Annotated in this window: 16 protein-coding genes; 12 read left to right on the plus strand and 4 right to left on the minus strand. The window is 65.8% G+C overall.

Annotated features, from left to right (window positions below):
- Positions 1-29: 29 nt before the first annotated feature.
- Positions 30-728: an ABC transporter permease gene (locus ACVJ19_RS38845; RefSeq protein ID WP_453954297.1), complete on the plus strand. Its 699-nt coding sequence runs from the start codon at positions 30-32 to the stop codon at positions 726-728.
- On the opposite strand, the gene ACVJ19_RS38850 is transcribed toward ACVJ19_RS38845, so the two are convergent.
- A complete protein-coding gene (locus ACVJ19_RS38850) occupies positions 702-1511 on the minus strand; it encodes an extracellular solute-binding protein (RefSeq protein WP_453954298.1) in 810 nt (269 codons plus the stop codon). The two genes, ACVJ19_RS38845 and ACVJ19_RS38850, sit on opposite strands and share 27 nt — an antisense overlap.
- Positions 1512-1678: 167 nt before the next feature.
- On the opposite strand from ACVJ19_RS38850, the gene ACVJ19_RS38855 reads away from it, so the two are divergent.
- The 5 genes from ACVJ19_RS38855 (at position 1679) to ACVJ19_RS38875 (ending at position 7125) form a co-directional block, all read left to right on the plus strand.
- Positions 1679-1951 (plus strand): hypothetical protein, encoded by a 273-nt coding sequence (locus tag ACVJ19_RS38855; protein ID WP_453954299.1) that lies wholly within the window; start codon positions 1679-1681, stop codon positions 1949-1951.
- Between the two features lie 230 nt (positions 1952-2181).
- Positions 2182-3426, plus strand: coding sequence for a hypothetical protein (locus ACVJ19_RS38860; protein ID WP_453955296.1), 1245 nt, complete (start codon positions 2182-2184; stop codon positions 3424-3426).
- A 64-nt stretch (positions 3427-3490) separates the two neighbouring features.
- The gene (locus ACVJ19_RS38865; RefSeq protein ID WP_453954300.1) at positions 3491-3775 is read left to right on the plus strand and encodes a TonB-dependent receptor plug domain-containing protein; all 285 of its coding nucleotides are present in this window, start codon (positions 3491-3493) and stop codon (positions 3773-3775) included.
- A 164-nt stretch (positions 3776-3939) separates the two neighbouring features.
- A complete protein-coding gene (blaBJP, locus tag ACVJ19_RS38870) occupies positions 3940-4824 on the plus strand; it encodes a BJP family subclass B3 metallo-beta-lactamase (protein WP_453954301.1) in 885 nt (294 codons plus the stop codon).
- A 294-nt stretch (positions 4825-5118) separates the two neighbouring features.
- Positions 5119-7125, plus strand: coding sequence for a putative bifunctional diguanylate cyclase/phosphodiesterase (locus tag ACVJ19_RS38875; protein WP_453954302.1), 2007 nt, complete (start codon positions 5119-5121; stop codon positions 7123-7125).
- 7 nt (positions 7126-7132) lie between these two features.
- Here the strand turns inward: ACVJ19_RS38875 and hutU are convergent, their stop codons facing one another.
- Genes hutU through hutI form a run of 3 tightly spaced genes read right to left on the minus strand, consistent with a single transcriptional unit; the run spans position 7133 to position 11582 of the window.
- Positions 7133-8803, minus strand: coding sequence for a urocanate hydratase (hutU, locus tag ACVJ19_RS38880; RefSeq protein ID WP_453954303.1), 1671 nt, complete (start codon positions 8801-8803; stop codon positions 7133-7135).
- The gene (hutH, locus tag ACVJ19_RS38885) at positions 8800-10371 is read right to left on the minus strand and encodes a histidine ammonia-lyase (protein ID WP_453954304.1); all 1572 of its coding nucleotides are present in this window, start codon (positions 10369-10371) and stop codon (positions 8800-8802) included. Before hutH ends, hutU begins: the two co-directional genes overlap by 4 nt.
- Complete coding sequence (gene hutI / locus ACVJ19_RS38890; RefSeq protein ID WP_453954306.1) at positions 10368-11582, minus strand: imidazolonepropionase; 1215 nt, start codon at positions 11580-11582, stop codon at positions 10368-10370. The genes hutH and hutI overlap by 4 nt, the downstream gene beginning before the upstream one ends.
- Before the next feature lie 85 nt (positions 11583-11667).
- Between hutI and ACVJ19_RS38895 the strand changes: the two genes are divergently transcribed.
- The 6 genes from ACVJ19_RS38895 (at position 11668) to ACVJ19_RS38920 (ending at position 17654) form a co-directional block, all read left to right on the plus strand.
- Positions 11668-13026, plus strand: coding sequence for a formimidoylglutamate deiminase (locus ACVJ19_RS38895; RefSeq protein WP_453954307.1), 1359 nt, complete (start codon positions 11668-11670; stop codon positions 13024-13026).
- Positions 13023-13751, plus strand: a complete 729-nt coding sequence (gene hutC, locus ACVJ19_RS38900; RefSeq protein WP_018642644.1) for a histidine utilization repressor — start codon at positions 13023-13025, stop codon at positions 13749-13751. The genes ACVJ19_RS38895 and hutC overlap by 4 nt, the downstream gene beginning before the upstream one ends.
- A gap of 106 nt (positions 13752-13857) precedes the next feature.
- Positions 13858-14802: an ABC transporter substrate-binding protein gene (locus tag ACVJ19_RS38905; protein WP_453954308.1), complete on the plus strand. Its 945-nt coding sequence runs from the start codon at positions 13858-13860 to the stop codon at positions 14800-14802.
- A 71-nt stretch (positions 14803-14873) separates the two neighbouring features.
- Positions 14874-15647 carry an ABC transporter permease gene (locus tag ACVJ19_RS38910; protein WP_453954309.1) on the plus strand — a complete coding sequence of 258 codons (774 nt, stop codon included), beginning with the start codon at positions 14874-14876 and terminating at the stop codon, positions 15645-15647.
- Entirely contained in the window at positions 15644-16429 is a 786-nt protein-coding gene (locus ACVJ19_RS38915) for an ABC transporter ATP-binding protein (protein WP_453954310.1), read from the plus strand. Before ACVJ19_RS38910 ends, ACVJ19_RS38915 begins: the two co-directional genes overlap by 4 nt.
- Positions 16422-17654 carry a hydantoinase/carbamoylase family amidase gene (locus ACVJ19_RS38920; RefSeq protein WP_453954311.1) on the plus strand — a complete coding sequence of 411 codons (1233 nt, stop codon included), beginning with the start codon at positions 16422-16424 and terminating at the stop codon, positions 17652-17654. The genes ACVJ19_RS38915 and ACVJ19_RS38920 overlap by 8 nt, the downstream gene beginning before the upstream one ends.
- The last annotated feature ends 36 nt before the right edge of the window (positions 17655-17690 follow it).

Below are 17690 nucleotides of genomic sequence, written 5' to 3' on the forward strand. Positions count from 1 at the left end.
TTCTGTCCATCGCCGAAGCGTCCGGCCGGATGAACGACTTCGCGCGATCCATCGGCGCCGCCTTCGTTCTGATCGGCGATGCCGACGCCGAGCTGCTGGGCATCGTCGCATTGTCGGTCCGGGTCAGCCTGACCGCCAGCCTTGTCGCGCTGGCGATCGGCGCACCGTTCGGCGCCTTGCTCGCGATCACCCGCTTCCGCGGACGGCAGGTCATCATCGTGCTGACCAATGCGCTGCTCGGCCTCCCGCCGGTCGTGGTCGGGCTCGCGCTCTATCTGCTGCTGTCGCGGTCCGGCCCTCTCGGGGCGGCGGGTCTGTTGTTCACGCCCACCGCCATGGTGATCGCGCAGACGCTGCTCGCGACGCCGATCGTGGTGGCGCTGGTGCACCGGCCGGCGAGCCTGCTCTGGGCGGAGTATGGCGATCTGGCGCGGATCGACGGTCTGTCGGCCTTCCGCAGCATGGCGCTCCTGCTCGCGCTGGGACGGACCTCGCTGCTGACGGCCTTTCTCGCGGCCTTCGGACGCGCCATCGCGGAGGTCGGCGCCATCATCATCGTCGGTGGCAATATCCGCGGCTTCACGCGGACCATGACGACCGCGATCGCGCTGGAGACCAGCAAGGGCGACCTGCCGCTGGCGCTGGGTCTCGGGCTGATCCTGCTCGCACTCAGCGTGGCGGTGTCGACCGTCGCCTTTCTGCTAGTTGGCCGCGTTGGGGAAAAATAGCTGCTCGCCGCCGACCTTGTAGCCGGCAATCGCCTGCTGTCCCTTCGGTGACACCAGCCAGTCGACGAAGGCCTGCCCGTCCCGCGCCTTCACGTTCGGATGCTTGGCCGGATTGACCAGCATGACGCCGTACTGGTTGAAGAGCCGCTTGTCGCCCTCGGTGAGGACAGCGAGCTCGCCGCGATTCCTGAACGACAGCCAGGTGCCGCGATCCGACAGCAGATAAGCGTTCGAGGACGAGGCCATGTTCAGCGCAGGACCCATGCCCTGGCCGATCTCGCGGTACCAACTGTCCTTGCCGGCACTGAGATCGACACCCGCCTCTTTCCACAATCTCAACTCGGCTGCGTGCGTGCCGGACTTGTCGCCGCGCGAGATGAACGGCGCCTTTGCGGCCGCGATCTTGCGCAGCGCCTCGGCCACGTCCTTGTCGCCGGCGATCTTCGCGGGATCGCTCTTCGGGCCGACGATGACGAAGTCGTTGTACATCACGTCAAAGCGCTTCACGCCCTGCCCCTCCGACATGAACTTGTCTTCGGCAGGTCTGTCATGAACGAACACCACGTCGGCATCACCTCGCCGCCCGATGTCCAGCGCCTGGCCCGTGCCGACGGCAACGACCTTCACATCGATGCCCTCGGCCTTCGAGAACAGCGGCAGCAGATGGCCGAACAATCCCGATTGCTCCGTCGACGTCGTCGAAGCCACGGTGATGGTGCGATCCTGCGCGCACGCGATGGTGGACCAGAGCAGAACCGCTCCGATGGCGACTATTTTTCTCATGCGTCGTCCCTACAGAAGATGCCCGGGAGTTCCAAGCTAACCTTGAGTGCGCACCACAGGGAACCCCCACATTCGGCGCAACTCACATTGCTGCGACGCGCCACGCCCGAGTTTGGAACGCCCCCTCCACGCACAGGTTGTCTCGGGCAATGCAGCAGGAGAACGACATGAAGAAGATCATTTTGGCATCGGCGTGCATCATGGCGCTGGCGACCGGCGGCGCCTTCGCTCAGACGCAACCAGCTCCAGGCGCATCCGGTCAGAACGAGGTCGGTCCCTCGTCGCGAGGCCCCGCCACCAAGGGAATGACGACGGGACGTTCCTCGAACATGCAGAACGAGGCTGCGGATAGCAAGGGCACGCAGTCGCCTTCGGCCGGCGGCAGCAACACCAACAACATGGGTAGCCAGGCCGGCGGTGGCGCAGGCTCCGGGAAGTAACCGCGATATCCCGGGAGGGGACGGATGTCCCCTCCCACGGGAAGTGTCGCGTCACGCCGCAGAGTCGAATCAGGGGCTAGCCAGCGACGCGCGCATGTTCTGCAATTGGTCCCACCTACATTGACATCGGTGTGACGGCCGGGGCAGTTTTTGATATTGCTGACGAATCAGCGATCGCCTCACGCCGAGTACCTCTTGGACAGCTCCCAGTGCTTTCGAGACTGATATCGTTGCTGCGCCGCATCCCTGCGGTGGAATGGGCGTTGACCCGGCTTCGGCCCTCGCCGCATGGCGGCAACGCCGCCCCGATTGCCGCAGATGATCTGCCAGCTCTCGTCGTCGATGCCGCAGAAACTGCGCCGGCTCCGAACGTCGGCATCAGCGCCGATCCACTACCCAGCGACGCAGCCATCGCGGTCGCCGCGGACGAAGCCGCGATCTCTGTCGTCGCGGACAGCCCGTCGGCAGCGCCGGTTGATGTGAGCGTCACCGACGATTCATTGCAGGAGACGCCGACAGAAGTTGGGCCGGTCGTCGTCGCGGAGGCTGCAATTTCGCCGGTCGACGTCGCGCCCGAGCCGACCGATATTCCCGAGCCCATCGTCGACAACGATCCTCCGGCGGAACATTCGGCCGATGTTGCGCCCGGCGAGCCCGAGCAGGCCGCGGCCGCATCTGTCAAAGCCGAAAGTGAATCGGTCGACGCCGAGCCCGAGCCCATTGCTATCAGCAGCGACCCATCTCCCGAGCCTCCTGCCGGCATCGCGCCTGTCATCGCCGAGGAGACCGAGGTCGTGTCCGTCGACGTCGCGATCGCGCCGGTTGACGCCCTCATCGTCAACGATGATCACTCCTCTGGCATTCCCGCCGATGTCGAGCCCGTCGTCGCAGACGCGCCCTGCGTCGCGCTTGCCGGCAGCGACGTCCCGGTGGAGGACGTCTCCGAGAGCTGCATCGACAGCGCGCCGACCTCCAGCGTCGCGATCGAGATCGAGCCGATCCCTGCGACCGATCCAGCGCCGGTCGTCGTCGCAGTCGTCACTGAGAGCTCTTCGGACGACGCGCCCGGCGTCGCCGCGGACATCGCGCCGGACTTGGCGCCTGCCGCGCCCGAGGTCCGCAGCGCACCGAAAGTTCGCGCCAAGGCCGCGGAACCGGCTGATCGCGCCGCGCTGATCCGACAGCGCTGGGCCGAGACCGGCATCAGGATGTGGAATCCGCGGCTTCACGGCACCGGCGATGCCACGCTGAACATCCAGGGCAGCATCGAGCTGCTGCCGCCCGCGCCCGGCGAGACCATGCCACGCTACGACAAGCTGGAATTCAGGATGCTCGGCGGGCAGATCGTGTGCGAGGGCGTCATCGTCGAGGCGCCCGTGCAGGCGGGCCATCGCAGCTTCACCCGACTCGCCGAGCCGCGAGTTCCGGACCGGGCTCGCGAACCCGCGCGGGAACGGCAGGCCGCCCTCGCCTGATCCTTTTCCCTGCGAACGATGCTCGCCATATGCTAGGCTAGCCGCCCCGGATATGGGAGATCGCATGCGCGCGACATCGTTGCGATTGATCGTCATCGCCGCCCTCTGCTTCTCGCAAGGAGCATTTGCGGCGTCCAGCAAGCGGCCGCGCCACGTGCCGCCAACGGCGCATGCCTCCGATGCCGCAGCGGGCTACAAAGCCGACCGGCTCTCGTCCTCGCGTGGCGAGACGATCTTGAACACGCCCGGCCAGACCACCGTGCTGACGCGAGAGGTCCTCGACGACATGAAGGCGACGAGCCTGCGCGACGCCATGCGCTCGACCGCCGGCGTGACGATCGGGCGATAGGCTCCCGCTCACTCAGAAAACACGCCGATATTCCCGCAGGGCCACGAATTTTTGCAGACGCAAGACAGTTGCCCTCAACGCCAGCCGCGACGTAACTTGCGCACCGCCCGGGCCACGACGTCCGCGCCCGACCAAAAACGACAAGAACACTGTGGGAGGAAACTATGAAGAAACTCGTGGCCGCGCTGTGTGCACTGGCCCTGCTCTCGACTGGCGCGCAAGCGCAGACCATCAAGGATTTCCTGGCAATCGCCATGAAGAAATGGACGGCGCCGTTCGAGCCGTTCCAGCTCATCGGCAACATCTACTATGTCGGCACCGACGGCATTGCCGTCTACGTCATCAAGACCTCGCAGGGCCTGATCCTGATGGATACGGCGATGCCGCAATCGACCGGCATGATCAAGGACAACATCGCCAAGCTCGGCTTCAAGGTCGCCGACATCAAGATCATCCTCAACTCGCACGCGCATCTCGACCACACCGGCGGCTTCGCCGAGATCAAGAAAGAGTCCGGCGCGCAGCTCATCGCCGGCGAGCGCGACAAGCCGCTGCTCGAAGGCGGCTATTATCCGGGCGACGAGAAGAACGAGGACCTCGCGTTCCCCGCGGTGAAGGTCGACCGCACCGTCAAGGAAGGCGACAAGGTCACGCTCGGCGACACCACGCTGACCGCGCACGCAACGCCAGGCCATTCGCCGGGCTGCACCAGTTGGGAGATAACCGTCAAGGACGGCAAGGAGGACCGCGAGGTGCTGTTCTTCTGTAGCGGCACGGTGGCGCTGAACCGGCTGGCCGGCCAGCCTACCTATCCCGGCATCGTCGACGACTACCGCGCGACCTACGACAAGGTGAAGGCGATGAAGATCGACGTGCTGCTCGGGCCGCATCCGGAAGTCTATGGCATGCAGGCCAAGCGCGCGGAGATGAAGGACGGCGCGCCGAACCCGTTCGTCAAGCCGGGCGAGCTCGCGACCTACGCGACCGGCCTGTCGCAGGAGTTCGACAAGCAACTCGCACAGCAGACCGCGGCGCTGGAGAAGAAATAGCGCCATCAGGTGCTGCCCACCTCTCCCCGCCGAGGGAGAGGTGCGGCAACACGTTGCGGCCGGCGCGCATGGTTAGCAGAGTGTAGCCGCGCCTCTACGGTGCTTTGCAGTTGATACGGCTCGCTTCCCCGGCTCATATCGTTAATGCGGCCTCACCAATGCACGCGGCCGGAATTGATGCGGTCGCGTGCAACCTGCGCCAACCTTTTCGCATGGAACCCGTCTAACGCGCCCTTTACCCCCGCCGTGCAAGATCGCCCCCGTTTTTTGAAGGGATCCGGGGCGCGTATTGCAATGCCTGTCGGCGATTTGAAGTCTCATTTGGCCGCCGCCATGCGGCTGTTTCGCGTGCCGACCGACCCGGACCTGACGCGCGCGCAGTTCGACGCATTCTCCAAGCAGATCCCGCTGCTCTACTTCATCCTCATGAGCAACACGATCGCTGTCGCCTACACCTACGTGAACGTGGCGCCGGACTGGCTGACGATGATCGTGCCGAGCGTACTCACCGTGCTGGCGGCTCTGCGCACCTTCTGGTGGCTGGGCCAGCGTCATCTCGTGCGTAGCGATGCCGACATCCTGCGCAATCTGCGCGCCACCAACTGGATGACACTGCCGATCGGAGCGGGCTTCACCGCCTGGTCCTTCGCGCTCTTCCCTTACGGCGATCCCTTCGCCAAGAGCCAGGTCGCCTTCTACATGGCCGTCACCGTGATCGGCTGCATCTTCTCGCTGATGCATCTGCGCTCCGCGGCGCTGATCGTGACGCTGGTCGTCGACGTACCCTATGTGCTGTTCTTCTGGGCCACCGGCGAGCCGACGCTGAAGGCGATCGCGGTCAACAACCTGCTCGTCTCCGGCGCGATGGTGACTGTGCTGTTCATCTACTATCGCGACTTCGCCGATCTCGTCGCCAGCCGTAAATCTTTGCTCGCACAGCAGGCGGCGACGCAGGCGCTTTCGGACGAGAACTTCCGCCTCGCCAATCTCGATTCCCTCACCGAGCTGCCGAACCGCCGCCGCTTCTTCGCCGAGCTGTCGAGCGCCTTCACGGATGCCGAGCGCAGGAGCGTTCGCGTTGCGGTTGGAATCATCGATCTCGACGGCTTCAAGCCGATCAACGACAATTACGGCCACTCGGTCGGCGACCGCGTGCTGATCGAGGCCGGCCGGCGCATCCGCGAGGTCTGCGAGGGTTTTGGTCCGCAGCGCGCGGAATTCGCCCGACTCGGCGGCGACGAGTTCGGCCTCGTCGTGTGCGGTGACCCCGATGATGCGGATCTGCTCCGGCTCGGCCAGCGCATCGGCGACCAGGTCAAGCTTCCCTATCAGCTCGACACCGCCCATACGGGGCTGTCCTGCTCGATCGGCTTTGCGTTGTTCCCGCAATCAGCAACGACAGCGGAAGCGCTCTACGAATGCGCCGATTATTCGCTCTATCACGCCAAGCGTCATCTGCGCGGCCGCACCGTGATCTTCTCGAGCGAGCTCGAGGCCGAGATCCGCAGCCGCGGCGTGATTGAGAACCTGCTGCGTACCGCCGATTTCAGCACCGAGATGGACCTGGTGTTCCAGCCGATCGTGGACGCCATGAGCGAGCACACCGCGGGCTTCGAAACGCTGGCGCGCTGGAACAGCCCTCGCCTCGGCTGGGTCTCTCCCGCCGACTTCATTCCGGCCGCCGAGCGCATCGGTCTGATCCGGCCGCTGACGCAGGCGCTGCTGACGCGCGCGCTTGCAATCGCCAGGACCTGGCCCGACCACATCCGCCTGTCGTTCAACCTCTCCGCTCACGACGTCTGCGCGGCCGAGGGCATCCTGCCGCTGATCTCGATCATCGAGAAGAGCGGGCTGCCGCCGCACCGGATCGATTTCGAGATCACCGAGACCGCCGTCACCTTCGACTTCGTACGCGCGCAGCAATCGATCACGGCCTTGAAGGCGATGGGCTGCGGCATTTCGCTGGACGATTTCGGTACCGGCTATTCCTCGCTGAGCCACGTTCACCGGCTGCCGCTCGACAAGATCAAGATCGACCGCAGCTTCGTCGCCGACATCAACGACAATCCGGTGAGCCACAAGATCATCAAGTCGCTCACGGGCCTGTGCGACGACATGGAGATCGCCTGCGTCGTCGAGGGCGTCGAGACGCGCGCCCAGCTCGATACCCTGCGCCGGCTCGGATGCGACTTCATTCAGGGCTATTATTTCGCAAAGCCCATGCCGGGCCATGTAATCGGCGAGTACCTGGCCCAGGAAGACCAGCGCCTCGGCGGCGCCGGAGCCGAGGTCGTGGCCTGAGGCGCGGCTACTCCGCCAGGCTCGGCAGATCGAGCCCCTTGTCACGGGCACAATCGATCGCGATGTCGTAACCCGCGTCGGCATGGCGCATGACGCCGCTGGCGGGATCGTTCCACAGCACGCGCTCGATCCGCTTTGCCGCTTCCGGCGTGCCGTCCGCGACGATCACCATGCCGGCATGCTGCGAATAGCCGATGCCGACGCCGCCGCCATGGTGCAGCGAGACCCAGGTCGCGCCGCTGGCGCAATTGAGCAGCGCGTTCAGCAGCGGCCAGTCGGACACCGCATCCGATCCGTCCTTCATCGCCTCGGTCTCGCGGTTCGGACTCGCCACCGAGCCGCTGTCGAGATGATCGCGGCCGATCACGATCGGCGCCTTCAATTCGCCGCGCGCCACCATCTCGTTGAACGCAAGGCCGAGGCGATGGCGATCGCCGAGGCCGACCCAGCAGATTCGTGCCGGCAGGCCCTGGAACTTGATGCGCTCCTTGGCCATGTCGAGCCAATTATGCAGATGCTTGTCATCAGGCATCAGCTCCTTGACCCTGGCGTCGGTCTTGAAGATGTCCTCGGGATCGCCCGAGAGCGCGGCCCAGCGGAACGGCCCGACACCGCGGCAGAACAGCGGGCGGATATAAGCGGGCACGAAGCCGGGGAAGTCGAAGGCGTTCTTCAGGCCCATGTCCTGAGCCATCTGGCGGATGTTGTTGCCGTAGTCGAGCGTTGGGATTCCTTGCGCGTGGAAATCCAGCATCGCCTGGACGTGCTCGACCATCGACGTCTTCGAGGCGCGCTCCACCGCCTTCGTATCGGAGGCGCGCTTGGCTTCCCAATCGGCCAGCGTCCAGCCCTTCGGCAAGTAGCCGTTGATCGGATCATGCGCGCTGGTCTGGTCGGTGACGATGTCGGGCTTGATGCCGCGGCCGACCAGTTCGGGGAAAATCTCCGCGGCATTGCCGAGCAGGCCGACCGAGACCGCCTTCTTGGTCTTCGCCGCTTCGTTCATGATCGCGAGCGCTTCGTCGAGCGTTGCGGCCTGCCGATCGAGATAGCCGGTGCGCAAGCGCATCTCGATGCGGCTCGGCTGGCATTCGACCGCGAGCATCGACGCGCCGGCCATGGTCGCGGCCAGCGGCTGCGCCCCGCCCATGCCGCCGAGACCGGCGGTCAGAATCCATTTGCCGGCGAGGCTGCCGCCATAGTGGCGACGCCCGACTTCGACAAATGTCTCGTAGGTGCCCTGCACGATGCCCTGGCTGCCGATATAGATCCAGGAGCCCGCAGTCATCTGGCCGTACATCATCAGGCCCTGGCGATCGAGCTCGTTGAAATGGTCGAGCGTTGCCCAGTGGGGCACGATGTTGGAGTTGGCGATCAGGACGCGCGGGGCATCAGCGTGGGTGCGGAAGACGCCGACCGGCTTGCCGGACTGCACCAGCAGCGTCTGGTCGCCCTCGAGCTTGCGCAAGGCAGCCGTGATCCGGTCAAAGCTCTCCCAGTCGCGCGCGGCGCGGCCGATGCCGCCATAGACCACGAGCTCGCTCGGACGCTCCGCCACATCGGGATCGAGATTGTTCATGAGCATGCGCAAGGGCGCTTCCGTCAGCCAGCTCTTGGCGCTGATCTCGCTGCCGCGGGGAGCACGGATGGTGCGGTCGTTGTCCAGTCGGCGGTTCATGTGGACCTCTTAGTCAAGTCTCGGAAAGGATCGGTTGGAAGCGCGGCAATCGCCGCGGCCGGCAATGCATCGGCTTCGATCAGCGCGGCGGCCTTGGCGAGATCGCCGGCCATGTAGCGGTCGGCACCGAGCGCAGGCACCTGCTCGCGGAGGGTCGCGATGACGGCGATCAGCGGCACGCTGGTCGCATGCGGCGCGCGCAGCGTGATGCCCTGTGCCGCGACCAGCAGCTCGATGCCCAAAATGGCGGCGAGGTTGTCCGCCATGTCGGCGAGACGCCGCGCGGCGTGCGCGGCCATCGAGACGTGGTCTTCCTGATTGGCGCTGGTCGGCGTCGAGTCGATCGAGCAGGCCATCGCGCGCTGCTTGTTCTCGGCATAGAGCGCAGCCGCCGTCACCTCGGCGATCATGAAGCCGGAGTTGAGTCCCGGATCTGGCGTCAGGAACGGCGGCAGACCGAAATTGAGCGCGGGGTCGACCAGGGTCGCGATGCGCCGCTCGCTGATCGCGCCGATCTCCGACAACGCCAGCGCGATTGCGTCGGCGGCAAAGGCCACCGGCTCGGCGTGGAAATTGCCGCCGGAGACGATCTCGCCGGTCTCGACCAACACCAGCGGATTGTCGGTGACGGCATTGGCCTCGACGATCAGCGTGCGCGCGGCCTGCGTGACGAGATCGAGCGCGGCGCCTGCGACCTGCGGCTGGCAACGCAGGCAATAAGGGTCCTGCACGCGCTCGTCGCCTTCGAGATGCGACAGGCGAATGTCACTGCCGTCGAGCAGCGCGGTCAGCGTCGCCGCCGCGGCGATCTGGCCGACATGGCCGCGCAGCGCCTGGATTTCGGGACGGAATGGCGCCGTCGAGGCCATCGCCGCATCGACCGACAGCGCGCCGGTCACGAGCGCGGCACGGGCGAGGCGAAATGCACGCAGCACGCCTGCAATGGCATAGGCGGTCGAGAACTGTGTGCCGTTGATCAGAGCAAGGCCTTCCTTGGGCCCGAGCGTCAGCGGCGCGAGACCGGCGGCGGCGAGCGCCTCGCTGCCGGATACAGTTTTCCCGCCAACGATCGCCTGCCCCTCGCCGATCATCACCGCGGTCATATGCGCGAGCGGCGCGAGATCGCCGGAGGCGCCGACCGAGCCCTGCTGCGGCACTAGCGGGTAGACACCCCGCACCAACATGCCTTGCAATTGCTCGATCACCTCGCGCCGCACGCCGGACGCGCCGCGCCCGAGCGAGATGATCTTCAGCGCCATCATCAGGCGGACGATCGGCTCCGGCGTCGCCGGGCCGATGCCGCAGCAATGCGAGACGATGAGATTGCGCTGGAGCAGCGCAGTCTGGTCAGGTGGAATGCGCTTCGATGCGAGCTTCCCGAAGCCGGTGTTGATGCCATAGACGGGGACGTCGGCCTGCGCGGCCCGCGCAACGATCTGCGCAGCCGCCTCGACGCGCGGCCAGAACGACGGATCGAGGACGACAGGTGCACCTTCGAGCACGCGCACGAGGTCGTCGAGGCTCACTGCTCCCGGCTTGACGACGATCGCCGTACCCTGCTCCGTCACTGCGCCCTCCATACCCGTCGATACAGCGGATTGAAGCCGATGCGGTAAACGAGCTCGGCGGGACGCTCGACGTCCCAGATCGCGAGATCGCACCATTTCCCCGCTTCCAGCGTGCCGGTCTCATCCAGCACACCGAGCGCACGCGCGCCTTCACGGGTGACACCGGCGAGGCACTCGGCCACGTTCATCCGGAACAGCGTCGCACCCATGTTCATGGCGAGCAGCAACGATGTCAGCGGTGAGCTGCCGGGATTGCAGTCGGTCGCGAGCGCCATGGGAACGCCATGCTTGCGAAACGCTTCGACAGGCGGCTTCTGCGTCTCGCGGATAAAGTAGAACGCGCCCGGCAGCAGTACGGCCACCGTGCCGGCTTTCGCCATCGCCGCCGCACCGGCTTCATCCGTGTGCTCGAGGTGATCGGCCGACAATGCTGCGTATTTTGCGGCAAGCGCAGCGCCGCCGAGATTCGACAGCTGGTCGGCATGGAGCTTCACCGGCAGGCCAAGCCCCCTCGCGGCCTCGAACACCCGCGCGGTCTGCTCAGCCGAGAACGCGATCCCCTCCATGAAGGTATCGACGGCATCGGCAAGACCGGCCTTGGCGACTGCGGGCAGCATCTCCTTGCAGACGAGATCGATGTAGCGATCCTTGTCGCCATCGGCTTCCACCGGCAACGCATGCGCGCCGAGGAAGGATGTTCTGATCGCAACCGGCCGCTGACGACTGAGGCTCCGCGCTGCGGAGAGTTGCCGCATCTCGGTTTCAACATCGAGGCCATAACCGGATTTGATCTCCACCGTGGTGGCGCCATCGCCGATCAGCGCATCGAGCCGCGGCAGCGCGCTTGCGACGAGATCGGCTTCGCTCGCCTTGCGCGTTGCCGCCACCGTCGAGACGATGCCGCCGCCGGCGCGCGCGATCTCCTCGTAGCTTGCGCCCTTCAGGCGCAGCTCGAATTCATGCGCGCGGTTGCCGCCATAGACGAGATGGGTGTGGCAGTCGACGAGACCCGGCGTGATCCAGCGCCCCTCGCAATCGATCCGATCGATCGCATCCGCATCAACAGGAAAATCCGCCTGCGCACCCGCATAGGCGATGCGGCCGCCGCGCGCGGCGATGACACCGTGCTCGATCTCGCCGAGATCGGGACGGTCGGCCCGCATCGTCGCGAGCCGGGCATTGTGCCAGATCCGGTCGAAGCGCTCTGCCATGCGGGGATCCATTCGCCGTCGGATGCTTGACTTATATGTCTAGACATATAATCGTAAGGCGGTTCTGTCCAGCCGGCGTGTCATCATGTCCCGACTGCATTTCGCCTCCGCGCTCCTGCCCTCGGGCTGGGCCAATGACGTGCAGGTGGTCGTCACCGCCGGCGCGATCGCGGCGGTGACACCGGGCGTGGCCCCGTCTGCTGGCGACGAGCGCCACGTCATCGCGCTTCCGGGACTTGCGAGCCTGCACAGCCACGCCTTCCAGCGCGGCATGGCGGGGCTTGCGGAACTGCGCGGCGATTCCACCGACACGTTCTGGACCTGGCGCGAGACGATGTATCGCTTCGCGCTGGCAATGACGCCCGACGACGTCGCGGCTGTTGCGACGCTGCTTTATGTCGAGATGCTGGAGCAGGGTTTTACCCGCGTCGGCGAATTCCACTATCTGCATCACGACCGCGACGGTTCGCCCTATGCCGATATCGCGGAGATGGCAGCGCGGATCGCGCAGGCTGCCGAAGCCTCCGGCATTGCGCTGACGCTGCTGCCGAGTTTTTATGCGCATGGCTCCTTTGGAGGCGCAGCGCCGCATGCCGGCCAGCGCCGCTTTATCTGTACGGTCGATCAGTTCGCAGCATTGATGGCAGCCTCGCGCAAGACGATTGCAGCATTGCCGGGCGCCAATATCGGCATCGCGCCGCACAGCTTGCGCGCGGTGGCGCCGGACGAGCTGACCGCGATCATTCCGCTCGCCGAAGGTGGACCGGTGCATATTCACGCCGCCGAGCAGGTCAAGGAAGTCGAGGATTGCCTGGCCTGGTCAGGCCGACGGCCGGTGCAATGGCTGCTGGAGCACGCCCCCGTCGATCGACGCTGGTGCCTCATTCACGCAACCCACACGACGGATGAGGAAGTGGCGGCATTCGCGAAGACCGGCGCGGTCGCCGGCCTCTGCCCGATCACGGAAGCAAGCCTCGGCGACGGCATTTTTTCTGCGCGCGAATTTCTCGACGCTGGCGGCCTCTTCGGTGTTGGCACCGATTCCAACGTGCTGATCGGCGTCGCCGACGAGTTGCGCCAGCTCGAATACGGCCAGCGGCTCAAGCACCGTCAACGCAACGTGCTCTCTGGCGGCGCAGGTCGTTCGACAGGACGGACGCTGTTCGACGACGCCCTTGCCGGCGGCGCGCGGGCGCTGGCGCAGCCGACCATCGGCCTCGCGCCCGGCGCACGCGCCGACATCGTCACGCTCGAGGCCACGCATCCGTCGCTGGCGGGACGCACGCACGACGCTGTCATCGACGGCTGGATCTTTGCCGCGGGCGGCGCTGCGATCGATTGCGTCTGGGCCGGCGGCAACAAGGTGGTCGAAGGCGGGCGGCACAGACTGCGCCAGACGGCGCGCGAACGCTTCAACGCCGCGGTGCGGAGGCTCGTCGCATGAGCCTCACCGCAGACGCAGCCGACCAGCCGACGCTCTACAAGCGCATCCGCGCCGACATCGAGAAGCGCATCCTGACCGGCGAATGGCCGCCCGGCCATCGCATTCCCTTCGAGCACGAGCTGGTCGCGCGCTACGGCTGCTCGCGCATGACCGTCAACAAGGCGCTGTCGGAGCTCGCCCAGGCCGATTTGATCGAGCGGCGGCGGCGTGCCGGATCCTTCGTGCGCCGGCCGCAGCATCAGTCGGCGGTGCTCAAGATCGCCGACATCCGCGCCGAGATCACCGCGCTGGGGCGCGCTTACGGCTACGAGCTGATCGGCCGCAAGCTGCGCGCTGCGACCGCTGCCGACCGCGACCGTCTCGGCGTCAAGAAGGCCGGCAAGGTGGTCGCGATCACCTGCCGGCACAGCGCCGACAAGGTACCGTTCGCGGTCGAGGACAGGCTGATCGATCTCTCATCCGTGCCGAACGCCGCGACCGCGGATTTCTCACGCGAGCCGCCCGGCTCCTGGCTGCTTCACCATGTCCCATGGACAGAGGCCGAGCATACGATCAGCGCCATCGTTGCGGACGATCGCACGGCGGAAGCGCTCGACATCGCCGTCGGCGCACCCTGCCTCGTGATCGACCGCTACACCTGGCGCAGTGCACGCACGATCACCGCCGTGCGTCTGCTCTATCCCGGTGACTCTCACCGCCTTGTCGCCCGATTCAAGGGAGGCTGAGAGAGGAATGTCGGCACAATTCGTGCAATGCTTCGGGCAACGGTCTGCATGGACCAATAGGGATCAACAGGACGTCAATCCATCGATCGGCAAGAGGACGACAAACATGCGTAATTCGACAATTTTTGCGACAATCATTGCCCTCGCGGCCTCCACTCCCGTGCTCGCCGACGACGTCAAGGTCGGCGTCGGCATCTCCGGGTGGACCGGCTTCGCACCGCTGACGCTGGCGAGGGAAGCCGGCATCTTCAAGAAGAACGGCCTCGACGTAACCATCAAGAAGATCCCGCAGAAGGACCGCCACCTTGCGATCGCCTCCGGCGACATCCAGTGCGCGGCGACCACGGTCGAGACCTGGATCTCCTGGAACGCCAACGGCGTCGCCACCAAGCAGATCTTCCAGCTCGACAAGAGCTATGGCGCCGACGGCATGGCCGTGCGCAACGACGTCGCCGCAATCAAGGACCTGAAGGGCAAGACCGTCGCGGCCTCCGCGCCGGGCACGTCGCCCTATTTCGCGTTGGCCTGGATGCTCAAGAAGAACGGGCTGTCGGTGAAGGACGTCACCGTAGTGAATCTCGAGCCGGCTGCCGCCGCGCAGGCCTTCGTCTCCGGCCAGAACGATGCCGCGATGACCTATGAGCCATATTTGTCGACCGTGCGCGCCGCGCCGGACAAAGGCAAGATCATCGCCACCACGCTCGACTACCCGATGGTCATGGACACTTTTGGCTGCACGCCGAAGTTCCTGACGGAGAATCCCAAGGCCGCGCAGGCGCTCGCCAACAGCTATTTCGAGGCGCTCGACATGATCGCCAAGGACCAGGCCAAGGCCTATGAGATCATGGGCGCGGACGTGAAGCAGACCGGCGAGCAGTTCGGCAACTCGGCAAAGTACCTGCGCTGGCAGGACAAGGCCGCGAACCAGAAGTTCTTCGCCGGCGACTTCCTGACCTTCAACAAGGACGCTGCCGAGCTCCTGCTGGAGATCGGCATCATCAAGTCCGCGCCGAAGGTCGAGGACCTCTACGACGCCAGCTTCATCAAGTAAGCTCCGACGAGCTGCCGGTCTCGCCGCAAGGCGGGACCGGCGCCCGATCGACCACCCGGATAGACTGTTCGATGCGCCCCCTGGATCCCGTGACTTCGAGGCAGCGCGTGGCCTTTGGTCTCGCGTTCTTCGTGCTGTTCGTTGCCCTCTGGTCCTGGGCGACCTTCGGCGGCCATGTCTCGAAGACCTTTCTCGCCAACCCGCTGACCATGGTGCAGGAAGGCTATGACCTGCTCGCCAGGCAGGGCTTCCTGTTCGACATCGGCATGACGATCTGGCGCGTCGTCGGCGGCTTTGCGCTCGCCGCGATCATCGCGGTGCCGCTCGGCGTGCTGATGGGCGCCTACAAGCCCGTCGAGGCGTTCCTCGAACCGTTCGTCTCCTTCGCGCGCTATCTGCCCGCCTCCGCCTTCATCCCGCTTCTGATCCTGTGGGCCGGCATCGGCGAATTGCAGAAGCTGCTCGTCATCTTCATCGGCTCGGTGTTTCAGGTCATCCTGATGGTCGCGGTGACTGTCGGCGCCACGCGGCGGGACCTGGTCGAGGCGGCCTATACGCTGGGGGCGAGCGACCGCGGCATCATCCGCCGCGTGCTGCTGCCCTCCTCCGCCCCCGAGATTGCGGAGATCCTGCGGCTGGTGCTGGGCTGGGCCTGGACCTATGTCATCGTCGCCGAGCTGATCGGCTCGTCCTCGGGCATCGGCCACATGATCACCGACAGCCAGGCGCTGCTCAACACCGGTCAGATCATCTTCGGCATCATCGTGATCGGGCTGATCGGCCTCCTCTCGGACTTCATGTTCAAGGCGTTCAACGCCTGGCTGTTTCCGTGGAGGCTCGCATGACCACGCTGAAGATCGAGCAGGTCTCGCGCACCTTCCCGGCACGCCACGGCAACGCGCCAACGCGCGCGCTGGAGCCGACCGACCTCACCATCGGCAACAATGACTTCGTCACCATCCTCGGCCCGTCCGGCTGCGGCAAGTCCACGCTGCTGCGCATCGTCGCCGGCCTCGACCGCCCGACCAGCGGGCGCGTCACGCTCGACGGGCGCGAGGTCACCGGCCCCGGCGCCGATCGCGGCATGGTGTTCCAGTCCTACACGTTGTTCCCCTGGCTGACCGTGCGCGAGAACATCGCCTTCGGCCTGCGCGAGCGCGGCGTGTCGGAGGCGGAGCGAAACAAGATCGCGGATGCCCTCATCCGCCAGGTCGGATTGTCCGGCTTCGAGAACCACTGGCCGAAACAACTTTCCGGCGGCATGCAGCAGCGCACGGCGATCGCGCGTGCGCTCGCCAATGATCCAAAAATCCTGCTGCTCGACGAGCCCTTCGGCGCGCTGGACAACCAGACCCGCGCCCTGATGCAGGAAATGCTGCTCGGGATCTGGGAGCGCGACCAGAAGACCGTGCTGTTCGTGACCCACGACATCGAGGAAGCGATCTTCCTCGGCAGCCGCGTCATCGTCATGAGCGCCCGCCCCGGCCGCATCAAGGCCGAGATCAATGTAGACCTGCCGCATCCACGCTCGTACAAGATCAAGACGACGCCCGAATTCGTCCAGCTCAAGGAACGGCTGGTCGAGGAGATCCGCACCGAGGCGTTGAAGGTGGCCGAACATGCCTGATACTCAGCTCCACGCCGACGGGAATCGCGTTCTCGCCGACCTCAACGCACTGCGCGCCATCGGCGCCTACAAGACCGGCGTGCACAAGCCGACATTTTCCGAGCCGCACAGGCAATCGCTCGATTGGCTGGTTCAGAAGCTGCCCGACGCGGGCCTCTCGGCTACGATCGACGGCATCGGCAATGTGTTCGGGACGAGCACGAAGCCCGGACCGAAGCTTCTTGCCGGCTCGCATCTGGAGAGCCAGAACTATGCCGGGTGGCTCGATGGCCCGCTCGGCGTCGTCTATGCGCTCGAAGCCGCCCGCGTGCTCAATGCCGATCCCTCCGTGAAGGGAGCCGTCGAGGTCGCCGCCTGGTGTGACGAGGAAGGCCATTTCGGCAGCTTCCTCGGCTCGCGCTCCTATGTCGGGCAGGTGGCCGAGGCCGAGATCGACGCCGCGCGCGATCGCACCAGCGGCCGCGCCATGCGCGATGCCCTCGCCGAGATGGGTCTCTCGGGGCGCGCACGTGTCGCTGTCGAACCGGGCCGGCACGTCGGGTACCTGGAGGCGCATATCGAACAGGGTGACACGCTCGAGAGCAGCCATCTTGCGGTTGGCGTCGTGACCTCGATCGTCGGCATCTGGCAATACCGGATCAATTTCACCGGCGAGCAGAACCACGCCGGCACCACGCGCATGGCCGTGCGCAAGGATGCGGGCCTGGCGCTGGCGAAGTTCTGCGTCGCCATCGACGAACGTTTTCCTGATACCTGCGGTCCGCGCACGGTCTGGACCACCGGCCGTATCGCGCTCGAGCCGGGCGCGCCGAGTATCATTCCGGGCGGTGCCGAAATGCTGTTCCAGATCCGCGACGACGATCCGGCCGTCATCGCGCGGCTGGAGCAGCTGCTGCACACGATGGCAGATGAGGCCAGCGCGAAGGGTCCCTGCACCGTCAGCGTTACGAAGCTGCGCACCGGCGCACCTGCGATGATGAACGCGGGCTTTCAGGACGCGATCGAAGCTGCGAGCAAGGCCGTTGCCGGCGGGCGATCCATCCGCATGCCCAGCGGGGCCGGCCACGATGCGCAGATGCTCGCGACCGTCATGCCGGCCGGCATGGTGTTCGTGCCGTCGATCGGCGGCATCAGCCATCACTGGACCGAGAATACCGCCGATGCCGATATCATCACCGGCGCGCAGGTCTTCGTCGATGCCTGCCGGCGCATCCTCAGCGCTTAGCCGGACGCGGTCCTCCGCATCGGGCCGACACGACGG

This window comes from Bradyrhizobium sp. USDA 376 (assembly GCF_054063675.1).

What these genes read in the sequence shown, in the direction of transcription:
- ACVJ19_RS38865 (WP_453954300.1), top strand. Translation starts at nt 3,491, where the DNA reads ATGCGCGCGACATCGTTGCGATTGATCGTCATCGCCGCCCTCTGCTTC.
- ACVJ19_RS38875 (WP_453954302.1), top strand. Translation starts at nt 5,119, where the DNA reads ATGCCTGTCGGCGATTTGAAGTCTCATTTGGCCGCCGCCATGCGGCTG.
- ACVJ19_RS38905 (WP_453954308.1), top strand. Translation starts at nt 13,858, where the DNA reads ATGCGTAATTCGACAATTTTTGCGACAATCATTGCCCTCGCGGCCTCC.
- ACVJ19_RS38915 (WP_453954310.1), top strand. Translation starts at nt 15,644, where the DNA reads ATGACCACGCTGAAGATCGAGCAGGTCTCGCGCACCTTCCCGGCACGC.
- ACVJ19_RS38910 (WP_453954309.1), top strand. Translation starts at nt 14,874, where the DNA reads ATGCGCCCCCTGGATCCCGTGACTTCGAGGCAGCGCGTGGCCTTTGGT.
- hutU (WP_453954303.1), bottom strand. Translation starts at nt 8,803, where the DNA reads ATGAACCGCCGACTGGACAACGACCGCACCATCCGTGCTCCCCGCGGC.
- hutC (WP_018642644.1), top strand. Translation starts at nt 13,023, where the DNA reads ATGAGCCTCACCGCAGACGCAGCCGACCAGCCGACGCTCTACAAGCGC.
- ACVJ19_RS38855 (WP_453954299.1), top strand. Translation starts at nt 1,679, where the DNA reads ATGAAGAAGATCATTTTGGCATCGGCGTGCATCATGGCGCTGGCGACC.
- ACVJ19_RS38850 (WP_453954298.1), bottom strand. Translation starts at nt 1,511, where the DNA reads ATGAGAAAAATAGTCGCCATCGGAGCGGTTCTGCTCTGGTCCACCATC.
- hutI (WP_453954306.1), bottom strand. Translation starts at nt 11,582, where the DNA reads ATGGCAGAGCGCTTCGACCGGATCTGGCACAATGCCCGGCTCGCGACG.
- ACVJ19_RS38920 (WP_453954311.1), top strand. Translation starts at nt 16,422, where the DNA reads ATGCCTGATACTCAGCTCCACGCCGACGGGAATCGCGTTCTCGCCGAC.
- ACVJ19_RS38845 (WP_453954297.1), top strand. Translation starts at nt 30, where the DNA reads ATGAACGACTTCGCGCGATCCATCGGCGCCGCCTTCGTTCTGATCGGC.
- blaBJP (WP_453954301.1), top strand. Translation starts at nt 3,940, where the DNA reads ATGAAGAAACTCGTGGCCGCGCTGTGTGCACTGGCCCTGCTCTCGACT.
- ACVJ19_RS38895 (WP_453954307.1), top strand. Translation starts at nt 11,668, where the DNA reads ATGTCCCGACTGCATTTCGCCTCCGCGCTCCTGCCCTCGGGCTGGGCC.